This is a genomic window from Bacillus sp. FSL R5-0712, from assembly GCF_038593285.1.
Taxonomy (GTDB): domain Bacteria; phylum Bacillota; class Bacilli; order Bacillales; family Bacillaceae; genus Bacillus; species Bacillus safensis.
In genome coordinates this window covers 1445343-1459627 of sequence record NZ_CP151981.1, presented here as the reverse complement: position 1 = coordinate 1459627, position 14285 = coordinate 1445343, and the positions used below count along the sequence as shown (strand labels likewise).

Here is a 14285-nt window from a genome sequence, read left to right as displayed (position 1 = left end):
ACGACTTCTCGGTTGTAGAGACATATTCGGGAGCTCTTAACAAAAACTTCACATCGATCACATACCCTCTTGAATATCTGCTCTAGTTGTTACTCGATTTTAAGACCTTTTAAATACTCGTAAAGTGCATCTGCTTCTGAGTCATTTAATTTAGGGTACGTTCCTGTCATCTTATTACCTGGTTTAAAGCTTTCTGGATCTTTCAGCCATGCTTTCACATTTTCTTTGTTCATGTCTTTAATTCCAGCTACTTTCGTCCGCTCTCCGAAGGTCGCAAGGTTTGGTGCAGTCCTTGCTGCTTCCGGCCGTTCGTCACCAGGCTCTACTGCGTGACAGCTTAAGCAATTTTTCTCTTTAAATAGCTTCTCGCCCTCTAAAGCGAGATCCTTTGTGGATTCAGGCTTCTTGTAATCAGCCATTTTTTTCGTCCATCCTAAAAACTCATCTTGAGAAAGCGTTTTAACTTTAAAGTCCATTAAAGCATGTGACGGCCCGCACAGCTCCGCACATTTCCCGTAGAAATATTCCCCTGCATCTTTCGTTCGTTTCGAGTCAAAGGTTAAATAAAATTTGTTTTCATTATCTGTGTTTGTATCAATTTTACCGCCAGCCGATGGAACCCAGAATGAGTGTTTGACATCGGACGCTTTCAGCTTAAAATATACCTTCTGATCTGTTGGTACGATCAATTCCTGACTTGTGACAATCTCATAATCAGGGTATTCAAATTCCCACCAATATAAGCTGGCTCTTACATTGACAACAAGTGTCTTTTCAGGATCTCGTTTTTTCTTATCCATAGCGCTTGTATCCCCTAGTTCAAGCGTGTATGCCACAACAGGTACAACGAGAATAATGAGTAGAAGAATCGGAATCGCTGTCCATGTGATTTCCAGGTTGCGGTTCCCTTCCACCTGCTTTGGAATCGTATCTTCTCCCACTTTAGAACGTTTGAATTTAATGATGACGTAAAAGAAAATGATCGATACAACAATGACGACAAGAACCATAATGAGTGTACTCAGTACCGTTAGGAAAAACTGTTTATCTGCTACTTCCCCAACAGGCTTGAGTGTTGATAAGTATGGTTCACCACAGCCCGCCAAAACGAGCGTCAGTAAGAGAAACAGTGAATAAACACGCCATTTTCTTATCATAATTTGTCCCAACCCCTTTTGCTTGATCTCCTTTGCCTTTCGCTTTTTACCTCTTATTTATAAAATCACTTCTCACCCATGCATAACCCCCGCCTCTTATAAAAGCACTTACATTTCCTCTTTTCATAAAAAAATGATGTTTTTACTCAAAATACCATCTATGTATAAACAGAAAGCCGCCTAAATAGAACTGAATATCAGGCGGCTTTCATAGTTGTTAGAAAATGTTGTGTTATAAGATATAGCCATTGTTTTGATGTGATCAAAGTGTATTTCACTCTAGAATAGTGTAATAATAATCATCGCTACGAAAAAGATGGTTAAGTAGTTTAATGAATAAACGAACATGAGCGTTGACCACTTCATGATGTCTTTCATTTTAAAGCCCATAAGGCCAATAACAAGCCATCCAATATTAAGCAATGTACCAAGTGCGACAATCGGCCATCCTAATCCACCTAAGAAAAATGGAAGCGGAAGAAGACATGCTGTCCAAATGATGATCTGGCGTTTTGTGACTTCAAAGCCGTAAACAACTGGCAGCATTGGAATGCCCGCCTTACGGTAATCTTCCGTTTTCTTAATCGCAAGTGAAAGGAAGTGCGGGATTTGCCAAATGAACATAATCATAAACAAAACCCAAGCTGTTGTGTCGATTGTACCTGTGACAGCTGTCCAGCCGATTAATGGCGGAACCGCGCCAGATACACTTCCGATAACTGTATTGATGGTGTAATGGCGTTTAGACCACATGGTGTAAAGAACCGCATAAGTAAAGACTCCAATAAATCCAATCACTGCTGATGTAATGGTTGTCATCAGAAGCATAATGAGTCCTAATACAACAAGCAGAATGCCAAATGCATACGCTTGCCCCGGCTGAATTTTACCTGTAACCGTCGGTCTTGTTTTTGTTCTTTCCATTAATATATCAATATCACGGTCAAACGCATTATTAATCGCGCATGAACCGGCAATAATAAGAGAAGAACCAATCATTGTTAACAGCACAATATCAAGATTTCCAAGAAAACTCATATCTGTAAAATAAAAAGCAAGCCACATTCCAGTAAATGTCGTAATGAAATTGGAATTGACGATGCCCATTTTAATCAGAGCAAGAAAATCTTTCCACGCTGTTGTTTCTTCTATTTGTCCATGAATAGCTGCTTCCGCGGCTGTTTTGGAATTTGCCAATGTGTATAACCTCCCTTGCCCAAACCTTCAAACGAACGAATGACACGTAAAATCATTACAACTCTATCATACAAGATAAACAGCTGTAAAAAAACATCCTATTAAATAATAAACGACAAACTTGAAGTTATTTGTGAACTTTTCGTGAATTTATTAGGATATATGTGTGTTTCAGAAGGCGGTGCAAAATGAAATATTCTCTCCTCTATTTCTATCAGACTGTCAAAGAAAGATCAAGCACTCTAAATCTGTAAACTTTGTGAACTAACATATCATTTTTTTGTGAACTTTGGTCATTATGAATTGCAACAGAACACGCATTTGGCTTAAACTTGAGAGCATGTGAGGTTTTCATTTACATCAGAAGTTTTTTAGAGAAGGTGAAATAATTTGATGAAATTTGCTTTAAGGCTATTGAGCGTGATCACAACGTTTGTGATGCTGATCGTACTGATTGGCGGTGCGCTTGTGACGAAAACCGGTTCGGGTCTTGGCTGCGGTAGACAGTGGCCCCTTTGCCACGGTCGTTTCTTTCCTGAAATGAACCCCGCTTCCATCATCGAATGGAGTCACCGCATGTCAACAGGGGTTTCCACCATTCTTGTTCTGGCACTGGCGGTCTTATGCTGGAAAAAAATTAGTCCAGTATTCCGTGAAACCAAATTTTTGGTCATCATGTCCATTATATTCTTAATGCTTCAAGCGCTGTTAGGAGCTCTTGCCGTCGTATTTGGTTCTAACGCACTTGTAATGGCACTGCACTTCGGTATTTCACTCATTTCATTTGCTTCAGTATTACTGCTTGCACTTCTTGTCTTTGAAGCAACCAGATCTGAAACAAAGCTTGTGAAGCCGCTTCATATCGGCAAAAAAATGCAGTTCCATATTTATGGGTTGATCACGTATACGTATATCGTGGTATATACGGGCGCTTATGTGAGACATACAAAGTCAAGCCTTGCTTGTTCTGTCTTCCCGTTTTGTTCAAAAGACGGTGCGCTTCCAACGTATTTTAATCAGTGGGTTCAAATGTCTCACCGAGCAGCAGCACTTCTTTTATTCGTCTGGATATTTGTCGCAATGTTCCATGCCATGAAACATTATAAAGAACAGAAGCAGCTTTATTATGGGTGGATTATCTCAGCCATTCTGATTACACTTCAAGCCATTTCAGGTGTGATGTCTGTTTATTCTCAGCTTGCACTTGGTTACGCGCTGGCTCATTCATTCTTTATTTCTTGTTTGTTTGGGGTACTATGCTACTTCTGCTTACTCATTGCCCGGTTTAAATATGAAAGCAAAGAGCCATTTAGATAAGAATTGTATCCCCCTTTCATGTGGAGAGGGGGATTTTTTATTGTTGTTTTGCTTCTTCGAATAGCAAGATGGCTTTTTTGCGTCTTTCCTTGTGATCAACTGTTGGCAGCGGGTATGTATCCCCTAGTACACAGCTCGATTTCAGTTGTTCATCAGTCGGCATTTTACTTGGTTCATGAATCCATTTTTCATCAACATGCTCTAGCTCTGGTACATATCTTCTAATATATTCCCCGCTTGGATCAAACCGCTTCGACTGGGTCGTTGGGTTAAGAATACGGAAGTACGGCACGGCATCTGTCCCAACAGAAGCTGCCCACTGAAATCCTCCGATATTCGAAGCCTCATCATAATCCACAAGCTTTTTTGCAAAATACGCTTCTCCCTTTCTCCAATCAATCAAATAATCTTTTGTTAAAAATGAGGCGGTGACCATCCTTAAACGGTTATGCATCCAGCCTTCCTCATTTAACTGTCTCATCCCTGCATCAACGAGAGGAAAGCCTGTTTCACCTTTACACCATGCTTCAAACAGCGACTCATCTTCATTCCATTTCACCCCTTGAAACGCTGAATTGATTTCTTTTTCTTTCATCTCTGGATAATGAGCATAAATCATATGGTAAAAATCTCGCCACGCCAGCTCTTTGATAAAGGTTTCTCTGCCCTCGTCTTCAAACAGTGCTTCCTCATGTACCGCATGAAAGATCGTTCGAATTGAGATGGTCCCTGTTTTTAAGAACCGTGACAGCTTACTCGTTCCAAAAACAGATGGAATATCTCGTTTTTCATGGTAACGTGTTAGTCTTTTTTGGATAAAGTCATGCAGCGTGTTCATCGCTTTGCGTGAGCCGATTTGATCAAATTTTCTTGAGCATCTCATGATTATACTGCGCAGTTTGTCATTCCCTTTGTGTGAAAGTGACTCATCACAAATCGTATGAGCGCTATTGAGAAATGATTTGTCAACTTTTATCACAGGCTGCTTCTCTTGCTTTCGCCATGATTGATAGTATGGAGTAAACACTTGATAATGAGTGCCATCCGCTTTTAAAATATCTTGCGCCCCGTGAAGGTGTGTATCTTGCCATTTTGACACATGAATGCCCTTCTTTTCTAAAAAAGCGGTTACTTGATGGTCACGCTTTTGACCGATTCCCACTTGATCTTCATTAAAAAAGACAGCTTTGATGTCATACACATCGATAACTTGCTGAAAGGCACGCAAGACATCTCCATAGAGAAGATGAATATACATTTGAGATTCTCTTGCTACCTTGACGAAATGCGCCAAGTTTTGAAAAAAATGTTCGTTGTTTAAATCGAGGTCCATTTCAGTAAAAAATGGATCTAGATGATAAAGAGCAAATAATTTGCACTCGTGTTTTTTTGCATATGTGATCGCTTTTGATAAGGCGATATGATCATCTAATCGCATATCCCGGCGAAACCAAATCACAACAATGTTGTCCAACCTTCTTCACCTCACTCTATAGTGTAATCACTCTCACTTGCTGCTGCACATTTTAATGCGCTCAAAAAAAAGACACATCACGGTGGATGTGTCTCGCTTCTTATTCAGGCTTTAATACAATTAAAAGATCACCGGTTTGAATCGGTTCTCCATTTGTCACATGTATTTCATCTACGACCGCAGAAAATGGAGCTTGTACAGTCGTTTCCATTTTCATGGCTTCATTGATCATCAAATGCTCACCTTGTGAAATTTTCTGCCCTTTTTCGACGAGTACTTTGATGACAGTGCCTGGCATCGATGCGGCGATGTGATTTGGATTTGAACGGTCCGCCTTCATTTTTTCTTGAACGGAGGATTTGATGCTTTCATCCTTAATCACCACTTCACGCGGCTGGCCATTTAACTCAAAGTAAAGAACTCTTGTGGCATCTGGATTCGGTTCACCAATTGATACGAGTTTGACAATCAGGGTTTTTCCTTTTTCGATTTCTACCTCAATCTCTTCTCCGAGTCTCATCCCGTAGAAGAACGTTGGTGTATCAAGAACAGAGATGTCACCATAGCTTTCTGCTGTTTGGACAAATTCAGAAAAGACTTTCGGATATAAGGCATACGCAATTGCGTCTTGCTCTGTTAACGTCAGGTCATGAGATTCTTTGAACTGCTTCTTAATGTCTTCAAAGTCCACTGGCTTCAGCTTCTCACCAGGTCTGACAGTAAGAGGCTCTTCCCCTTTTAAAATCAGCTTTTGTAGCTTTTCTGGGAATCCGCCATGCGGCTGGCCTAAATAGCCTTTAAATAATTCCACAACAGAATCCGGGAAGTCTAGTGTTGCGCCTTTTTCATAAACATCTTCTTCTGTTAGATCATTTTGCACCATATAAAGTGCCATATCTCCAACTACTTTAGAGGATGGTGTCACCTTTACAATATCACCAAACATGTCATTCACACGTCTGTACATTTCCTTTACTTCATTCCAGCGCTCGCCAAGACCGACACCTTTCGCCTGCTGCTGCAAGTTACTATATTGACCGCCAGGCATTTCATGCTCATAAATTTCTGTATGAGGCGAATTCATGCCGCTTTCAAATTCATGATAGTATTTTCTGACGGAATCCCAGTATTGAGAAAGGCGTTCGACAGATTGGACATTCATGTCTGGCTTTCTTTCATGTCCATCTAAAGCATAATAAAGTGAGCTTGCACTTGGCTGCGATGTGAGTCCTGCCATAGAGCTGACGGCAACATCCACAATATCAACACCTGCATCAATCGCTCTTGCATAGGTGAACAGTCCATTTCCACTCGTGTCATGCGTATGAAGATGGATTGGGATCGTAAGCTCATCTTTTAAAGCAGAGACTAGCTCGTAGGCTGCCTGCGGTTTTAATAGCCCCGCCATATCTTTAATACCTAAAATATGTGCGCCGGCAGATTCAAGCTCTTTTGCAAGAGATACATAGTACCCAAGATCATATTTTGGACGAGATGGATCAAGAATATCCCCCGTATAACAAATCGCCGCCTCTGCCACTTTGCCTGATTCCCGAACAGAATCAATGGCAAGCGTCATGCCTTTGACCCAGTTTAAGCTGTCGAAAATACGGAACACATCAATGCCTGCCTCGGCTGATTCTTTTACAAATGCTTTGATCACATTATCCGGATAGTTTGTATATCCGACAGCGTTTGATGATCTTAAAAGCATTTGGAACAGCGTGTTTGGCACTTCTTGACGAAGCTCTTTCAATCGTTCCCAAGGATCTTCTTTTAAGAAACGGTACGCAACATCAAATGTAGCCCCGCCCCACATTTCCATACTAAACAGCTCTGGCCATAAACCTGCTGTCGGCTGGGCAACTTTCTTTAAATCATGTGTTCTAAAGCGTGTCGCAAGCAGAGACTGATGCGCATCTCTAAAGGTTGTGTCAGTTAAAAGAACGTTATTTTGTTCTTTCACCCAGTTGGCAAGCCCCTCAGGTCCATGCGTATCTAACAATTGTTTTGTCCCAGACGGAATCTCTTGATTGAGAGGAAGCTTCGGAACGTCTGGCTTGTCAAAATGAGGCTTCTTTTTCTCCGCAATACCTGGGAACCCATTAATGGTAACGTTACCAATATAAGTCAGCATCTTCGTTCCGCGGTCTTTTTGCTTAGGGAAATTAAATAGCTCTGGCGTTGAGTCGATAAACGATGTATCGTACTCCCCTTTTAGGAACTTCTCATGCTTAGCCACATTTTCAAGAAATGGGATGTTAGTTTTAATTCCGCGAATCCTGAATTCTTGTAAATTTCGAACCATTTTAGCAGCCGCTTGATCAAACGTGAGCGCCCATGTAGACAGCTTGACCAATAGTGAGTCGTAATAAGGTGTAATGACCGCACCTTGGAAGCTGTTCCCTGTATCAAGACGTACACCAAATCCCCCACCTGAGCGGTAGGCCATAATTTTTCCTGTGTCTGGCATAAAGTCATTTAAAGGATCTTCTGTTGTGACCCTTGATTGAATGGCAAAGCCGTGTGTAAAGATATCTTCTTGCTTTGGAATACCAACTTCTTTGCTGTGAAGGTTATGCCCCTTTGCAACAAGAATTTGGGTTTGAACGATATCGACACCTGTAATCATTTCTGTGATCGTGTGTTCTACCTGCACCCTTGGATTGACTTCAATAAAGTAAAACTCTCCATTTGCAACTAGGAATTCTACAGTCCCTGCATTAATATACGATACATTCTGGGCCAGCTGGACAGCCGCTTCGCAAATATCTTCACGCAATTGATCTGTTAGAGACACACTTGGCGCCACTTCAATGACCTTTTGATGCCGCCTTTGAACAGAGCAGTCACGCTCATATAAATGAATGATATTGCCGTGATTGTCTCCAATCACCTGCACTTCAATATGTTTTGGATTTTCAATCAGCTTTTCAACGTATACTTCGTCATTTCCAAAAGCAGCTTTTGCCTCTGACTTCGCACGGTCATAGGCTTCCTTCAGCTCTTCTTTTGATCTGACAATCCGCATACCCCGGCCGCCGCCGCCTAGTGAAGCTTTAATAATAAACGGGTAACCGTATTCTTCACCGAATTTTTCGACTTCTTCGACCGAATCAACTGGTCCGTCACTTCCTGGAATGACTGGAATACCAGCTTTTTTCGCTTCATCTCTCGCCTTTACTTTATCTCCAAACATATCTAAATGCTGAGAAGTTGGACCGATAAATTGAATGCCTTCCTCTTCGCATCGTCTTGCAAAATGAATGTTTTCGGATAAAAATCCGTAGCCTGGATGAATCGCATCCACGTCATTTCGTTTTGCAATTTCGATGATCCCCTCGATATCGAGGTAGGCATCAATCGGTTTCTTCCCTTCTCCAACTAGATATGCTTCATCAGCTTTATAGCGATGATAAGAGCCCGAGTCTTCTTTGGAATAAATGGCCACTGTACGTAAATTGAGCTCCGTACAGGCCCTGAAGACTCTGATAGCGATTTCCCCTCTGTTTGCAACTAGAACCTTTTGAATTGTTCTCTGTGACATTCTCACTCCTCCATATCCCTTAAAATTTTATATGTACTCTATAATAAAGGAAGAAATGAAAACTGTACACTTTTGTTTTCTAAAGATTCAAAGTTTTCTGCAATCCATTTTTTTCAACCGATGGTTTGCTCATTGATTTTTTCTTTTTGTAACGCTCTTTATATTCAGTAAACATGCTGATATTCAGCAGCATTCCCATACAGATGCTAAGTAAAATGATAGACGATCCCCCGTAGCTGATAAACGGAAGTGTCACCCCAGTAATTGGAATAAGACCTGAAACACCGCCTAAATTGATACAAGTTTGGATCGCAATCATGGAGGAAATTCCTATTGCAAGCAAACTTCCAAATGGATCTTCACACTTTCTCGCAATATAAAAACCTTTCACGACGATGAAACCAAGAAGAGCGAGAACAAAAAACACGCCGAAAAAACCAAGCTCTTCTGAGATAATTGCCATGATAAAGTCTGTGTGCGGTTCTGGAAGATACCCGTACTTTTGAACGCTTTCTCCTAGACCGAGTCCAAAAAAGCCGCCTGATCCAATCGCATAATATGAATTAATCAATTGATGCCCAGTAGCCCCTGCATCTTTAAATGGATCTTGGAAACTCTCAAAACGTCCGAGACGATTTTGCGTGAAAATTTTATCCCAAAAAAGAATAATAAACGGGGTCACGACGACCATTACTGCACTAAATAGCGCCAGCAGCTTCGCAAGCGTTTTGCCGCTAAAGCCTGAGCATAAAATCATCGCAAGGGCAATCATGCCAATGATAAAGGCTGTCCCATAGTCTGGCTGCAAAATGATAAATCCGCACAGGATAGAGACAATCACGATTGGAGGCGTGACACCTCTTAAAATATGATCAATATAATGCTGCTTTTTGGCATACACCGCAGCAAGATAGATGATGACGACAATCTTTACAAATTCAGCTGGCTGAAGACTAAAAGGGCCTAATTTGATCCAGCTTCTTGCGTTCCCTGCAATATGACCGCCAAAGTACACATAGATGAGGGAAAAAACTGAAATCAGCAGCATACCAATCTGGAATTTCTTATTTGAAAACAGCTGATATGGAACTAATGCTGTAAAGATCAAGATGGCTGCTCCAACAATCATAAATAAGAGCTGTTTCTTAAAAAAGTTATCTGGCGCGGCATCGTATCTGATAACAGATGTAATCATACTTGAGCTATACACCATAACCAAACCAAATGCGCTGATTAAGATAATGGCGAACAATAATGAGTAGTCATACGATTTTAGCATTCTCTTTAACATATAATCCTCTTCCTAACGTCTGTTTCTACTGCTTGATATCTTCTTAGCTGTTCTTATTCTACTACATTTTCTCCGTTTGATCCCGTTTTACCTCTTTTATATTGTTCGCCATTCATGAAAGAATCAAGTCCGTTTGCCGTCAATCCATCAAAAGAAAATAGGGGACAAAAAAACTCAAACTTATGTTGTGGAAGTTTGAGTTTTCAATCGTTATTTTTTTGTGAACGCATCATGAAGTGCGGAAAGCTCTCTCTCAAGTTTATCGAGTAGTTTCTTGCCTTCATGTTGATCAACTAATCCAAGCCGGACAGCAAAATCAATCTCTCTCGATAATCCGAACATTTGAGTATCTAAAACCTCTTCATAAAGAGGACATTGCGGCATCGTTAAGTTGTCCATTTGCACTTGGATCAATTTTAAAATTTTATCTGCATCCAATTTTAATAAAGCCAGTGCTTTTTGCCGATGATCGACTAAAATTTCTGACGCCAAAAGTATCCCTCCGTTCCCCAGGCGAGTACCTAATTCTTCTATTTATCATAAAGCGAAACGCCCAAAATTGCAAGCAGATTTGTACAGTTCGCTTTGTGAAAATAAAAAGAAGACATTTCTCATTAAAAGATACTCATCTCATATTTTTCACTCATGAGCTCAAGCAGCTTAATCCCAGCAATACTATTCCCTTTTTCATCCAGGGCAGGACCGAAAATTCCGATCCCAAAATCATATGGTGCCGCTCCCATAATCCCGCCTGAAACACCGCTTTTAGCAGGTATGCCGATATTAATGGCAAATTCCCCGCTTGCATTATACATGCCGCACGTCACCATAAAGGTTTTACAAATTCTAGCGACATCTTTTGAAAGAATTTGCTTGCCCGTCTCTGGATGTCTGCCATCTAATGAAAAAACACAAGCAATTTTCGCCAAATCTAAGCTGTTCATCATGATGGCGCATTGTTTCGTATACACATCCATGACCTCTTCTACGTTCCCTCTAATAATATGATATTGCTTCATATAATAGCACATAGCCCGGTTAATCATCGATGTCTCAAATTCGGATGCGGCTGTTTCCTTGCAGTATGTAATGCTTTTGTCATTTGCGAGCTCTCTAATAAAGCCAAGCAGGCGGTTCAGCTGATCTTGCGGAGTCGCTCCTCTTATTAAGCTTGTGACTGCAAGCGCTCCTGCATTAATCATCGGATTCAGCGGCTTATTCGGACTTGCTGTTTCCAGCTTAATCATTGAATTAAACGGGTCACCTGTTGGCTCTTGTCCAACAAATTGAAAGACTTTTTTTGGCCCTTCTTCTGAAAGCACGAGCGCAAGGGCTAATACTTTAGAAATACTTTGCAGGGTAAAGCGTTTATCTACATCTCCTGCCGAGTGGCAAGTATTACTCACATGGTACACAGCCACAGATAAATCCGTCTGATCCGCTTTGGCGAGAGCGGGAATATAGGATGCTACTTTGCCATCTTTGGCCACTTTTTTTGCTTCTTCTACAAATCGCTGAAGCTCTTCATTGTCACGACATGCCATGCCCAACATCCTCCCTATCTTTCATGTACGATTAGTGTGTACAAGGAAAAGCATGTTTATGAAAGTGACAAAGCAGGCGAAAACTTCTATAATTTATGTTGGAAAGGGGTTGTCTTGAACATGAGCATCATTCAAATTAAGGGGAACGTAAAGTACAAGATCACCATTGATCCAAGTGTATGGATTTTTGATGACCGCAAATTTTTAATGGATTCATTTTTTGAAAAAAGCACGGCAAATGAAGAAAGTCAGCTGGATCAGGAGCTTGACCAAGAGCGGGTGATCAGAGAAGGACAAACACTTCCACCCACTTTAAAAACAGAGAAGAAGTACGAAAAGGAAAGACTCATCACAGGCAGCTTCGGGATGAAGCTGGGTGATATGCTGAAAAATGCAGAACCGCTTGAACATGCAGACACATGCGAATTTGTCACAGAAACAGAGACAATTGCTGTTCCGCTTTCTCAGGCAATGGAAAGCATTGCACACTTCAGCCAAAATGGGAAGCCGATGACAGAAGAAGGACCAATCCACGTTTATTTCGCAGATCAGTCCAACCTCACTCAGCCGATAAAAGGTGTCAAAGAGCTCATCATTACATAAGACAGAGGGTCTGGACTACAGCAAATCAGCTGCAAGCTGTGCAAGTCCAGACCTTTCTCCTTTGACAAGCTTGACATGTCCAGATATTTGCTGACCTTTGAACCGCTCAATGACATACGTAAGCCCATTATTTAAGCTGTCTAAATAAGGATGATCGATCTGCTCCGGGTCCCCCATCAGCACAATTTTACTTCCCTCTCCGACGCGCGTTAATAATGTTTTCACCTCGTGTTTCGTTAAATTCTGCGCCTCATCAATGATAATAAATTGATCAGGAATACTTCTTCCACGGATATACGTTAAAGCTTCTACTTGAATAGAACCAATTCCCGCCAAAATCGCATCAAGTTCACCAGGTTTTTTTGTATTAAATAAAAATTCCAGGTTGTCATAAATCGGCTGCATCCATGGTCTGAGTTTCTCTTCCTTTTCACCTGGCAAGTAGCCTAAATCCTTGCCAACAGGGACAATGGAACGGGCTACGATCAGTTTTTTAAACATGCCGAGATCCTCTGTCTGCATTAATCCGGCAGCAAGTGCAAGGAGTGTTTTACCAGTACCCGCTTTTCCGATCAATGTCACAAGCGGAATATCACGTCGCAATAGCAGCTCTAGGGCCATCGTCTGCTGAACATTTTTCGGACGGATTCCCCAAACATGCTCTTGATCATAAATAAGCCGTTTCACATGCTCTGCCTTTTGATCAAGCATTCCTAAAGCAGAACCGCCTTCATTCCCCTTCATAATGACAAATTGATGAGGGTTTAATGGTGCACTTGTGACTTCTTTTATCGGCAATTGACTTTGCTTATAAAATGTATTCAATTGCTCGGTCGGAATATAGAGCTCATGATAGCCGTTATCAATGTCTTCGTTTTGCAGCACACGATCACTTAAGAAGTCCTCTGCTTGGAGACCTATAGCATCTGCCTTTACCCTGACTAAGACATCCTTACTGACCAAAATGACAGGCCGGCCGTGAGGCTTTGTTTCTTCCTCTAAGCTCAAATTTTTCGCGACCGCTAAAATCCGATTATCGTTCGTTTTTTCAATAAAAATTTCTTGAAGTTCATGGAAAGAGCGGTGATTCAGCTCGATGCGCAGCGTCCCTTTTGATTCTAGTGTAATTTTTTCATGCAGTTTCCCTTTCGATCTCAAACCGTCGATTAAACGTGAGACGCGCCGGGCGTTTTGCCCAACCTCGTCCATGTATCTCTTTTTCGAGTCTACTTCTTCTAACACAACGGCCGGAATGACGACCTCGTTGTCTTCAAATGAAAAGATTGAATTCGGATCCTGTAATAACACATTTGTGTCTAATACATAGATTTTACTCAGGTCCTTCGCCTCCTGATCGGGGTTTCATTCATCCTTGTCTTTCCCAAAACGATTGTTAAAATATATGTTTTCATGAATAAAGTTAGAAGGTTAATTCAACAATAAAATAAATCATGCAGTTTGTGAAGGAGGGAATTTAGATGCGACTATTTTTGACATTATTCATGATTCAAACGATCATTCTGTTAGGCGCTTGCCAGCAGCAGGAAAAGCCAGAAGCACTGGATGAGCAAGATGGACGCCAGCACTTAGTAAGGGTGTCTGACTCATCGAAGAAAAAGACAGATCAAGCCCGCCCATCCACAGATGTTGCGGAGCATCTTGTCAATGTGACTGAGCACGTAGCAGATGTCAATGATGCAACGGCAATCGTCATCGGACGCTATGCTGTTGTTGGTATTGATGTAAAAGATGATTTAGATAGAAGCAAAGTAGAAACCATTAAATATTCAGTTGCAAAAGCGCTGAGAAATGACCCGGAAGGTGCAAATGCTGTTGTGGTTGCTGATCCGGATACAGTCAGCCGTTTAAAAGAAATGGGCAAAGAAATCCAAGCAGGCCGTCCTGTAAGCGGTATTATGGATGAACTGGCTGCCATTGTCGGCCGCGTGATGCCTGAGATGCCGAAAAATGAGATCGACCGTAACGAAAAGGATCCGACAAATCATCCGAATAATCAGCTCAAAGAACGAGATCAAAAACAGTTAGAAAAAAATCAGAACGACCAATCAAACCATCATATGAATCAGAAGAAATAATGAGAACGGCTTATATCTCCTGTGATATAAGCCTTTTTCTACGCTGATTTTAAGTAGCT

Annotated in this window: 11 protein-coding genes; 3 read left to right on the top strand and 8 right to left on the bottom strand. The window is 41.3% G+C overall.

Annotation, left to right across the window (positions count from 1 at the left end; translation table 11 throughout):
• Positions 1-89 precede the first annotated feature (89 nt).
• Together coxB and cyoE are read right to left on the bottom strand one after the other, a co-directional pair.
• Positions 90-1157, bottom strand: a complete 1068-nt coding sequence (coxB, locus tag NSU11_RS07270) for a cytochrome c oxidase subunit II (protein WP_342493868.1) — start codon at positions 1155-1157, stop codon at positions 90-92.
• Between the two features lie 279 nt (positions 1158-1436).
• Positions 1437-2354: a heme o synthase gene (cyoE, locus tag NSU11_RS07265; protein WP_024424777.1), complete on the bottom strand. Its 918-nt coding sequence runs from the start codon at positions 2352-2354 to the stop codon at positions 1437-1439.
• Between the two features lie 393 nt (positions 2355-2747).
• Between cyoE and NSU11_RS07260 the strand changes: the two genes are divergently transcribed.
• Positions 2748-3671: a heme A synthase gene (locus tag NSU11_RS07260; RefSeq protein WP_024426908.1), complete on the top strand. Its 924-nt coding sequence runs from the start codon at positions 2748-2750 to the stop codon at positions 3669-3671.
• 37 nt (positions 3672-3708) lie between these two features.
• On the opposite strand, the gene NSU11_RS07255 is transcribed toward NSU11_RS07260, so the two are convergent.
• From NSU11_RS07255 to glsA, 5 genes are all read right to left on the bottom strand, one after another.
• Complete coding sequence (locus tag NSU11_RS07255; RefSeq protein ID WP_276507234.1) at positions 3709-5145, bottom strand: deoxyribodipyrimidine photo-lyase; 1437 nt, start codon at positions 5143-5145, stop codon at positions 3709-3711.
• 100 nt (positions 5146-5245) lie between these two features.
• Positions 5246-8692 (bottom strand): pyruvate carboxylase, encoded by a 3447-nt coding sequence (pyc, locus tag NSU11_RS07250; protein WP_025092374.1) that lies wholly within the window; start codon positions 8690-8692, stop codon positions 5246-5248.
• A 79-nt stretch (positions 8693-8771) separates the two neighbouring features.
• Positions 8772-9983: a putative lipid II flippase FtsW gene (ftsW, locus tag NSU11_RS07245; protein ID WP_024426905.1), complete on the bottom strand. Its 1212-nt coding sequence runs from the start codon at positions 9981-9983 to the stop codon at positions 8772-8774.
• Between the two features lie 210 nt (positions 9984-10193).
• Positions 10194-10475, bottom strand: coding sequence for a YlaN family protein (locus NSU11_RS07240; protein WP_003212509.1), 282 nt, complete (start codon positions 10473-10475; stop codon positions 10194-10196).
• 122 nt (positions 10476-10597) lie between these two features.
• On the bottom strand, positions 10598-11527 hold the full coding sequence (glsA, locus tag NSU11_RS07235) for a glutaminase A (RefSeq protein WP_044334025.1): 930 nt from the start codon (positions 11525-11527) through the stop codon (positions 10598-10600).
• Between the two features lie 120 nt (positions 11528-11647).
• Here glsA and NSU11_RS07230 point away from each other — a divergent pair, with 120 nt between their 5' ends.
• Entirely contained in the window at positions 11648-12130 is a 483-nt protein-coding gene (locus NSU11_RS07230) for a hypothetical protein (RefSeq protein WP_024426903.1), read from the top strand.
• 15 nt (positions 12131-12145) lie between these two features.
• Here NSU11_RS07230 and NSU11_RS07225 read toward each other — a convergent pair whose 3' ends face one another.
• The gene (locus NSU11_RS07225) at positions 12146-13468 is read right to left on the bottom strand and encodes a PhoH family protein (protein WP_025092370.1); all 1323 of its coding nucleotides are present in this window, start codon (positions 13466-13468) and stop codon (positions 12146-12148) included.
• A gap of 140 nt (positions 13469-13608) precedes the next feature.
• Between NSU11_RS07225 and NSU11_RS07220 the strand changes: the two genes are divergently transcribed.
• Positions 13609-14226 carry a YhcN/YlaJ family sporulation lipoprotein gene (locus NSU11_RS07220; RefSeq protein WP_149125679.1) on the top strand — a complete coding sequence of 206 codons (618 nt, stop codon included), beginning with the start codon at positions 13609-13611 and terminating at the stop codon, positions 14224-14226.
• Positions 14227-14285 lie beyond the last annotated feature (59 nt).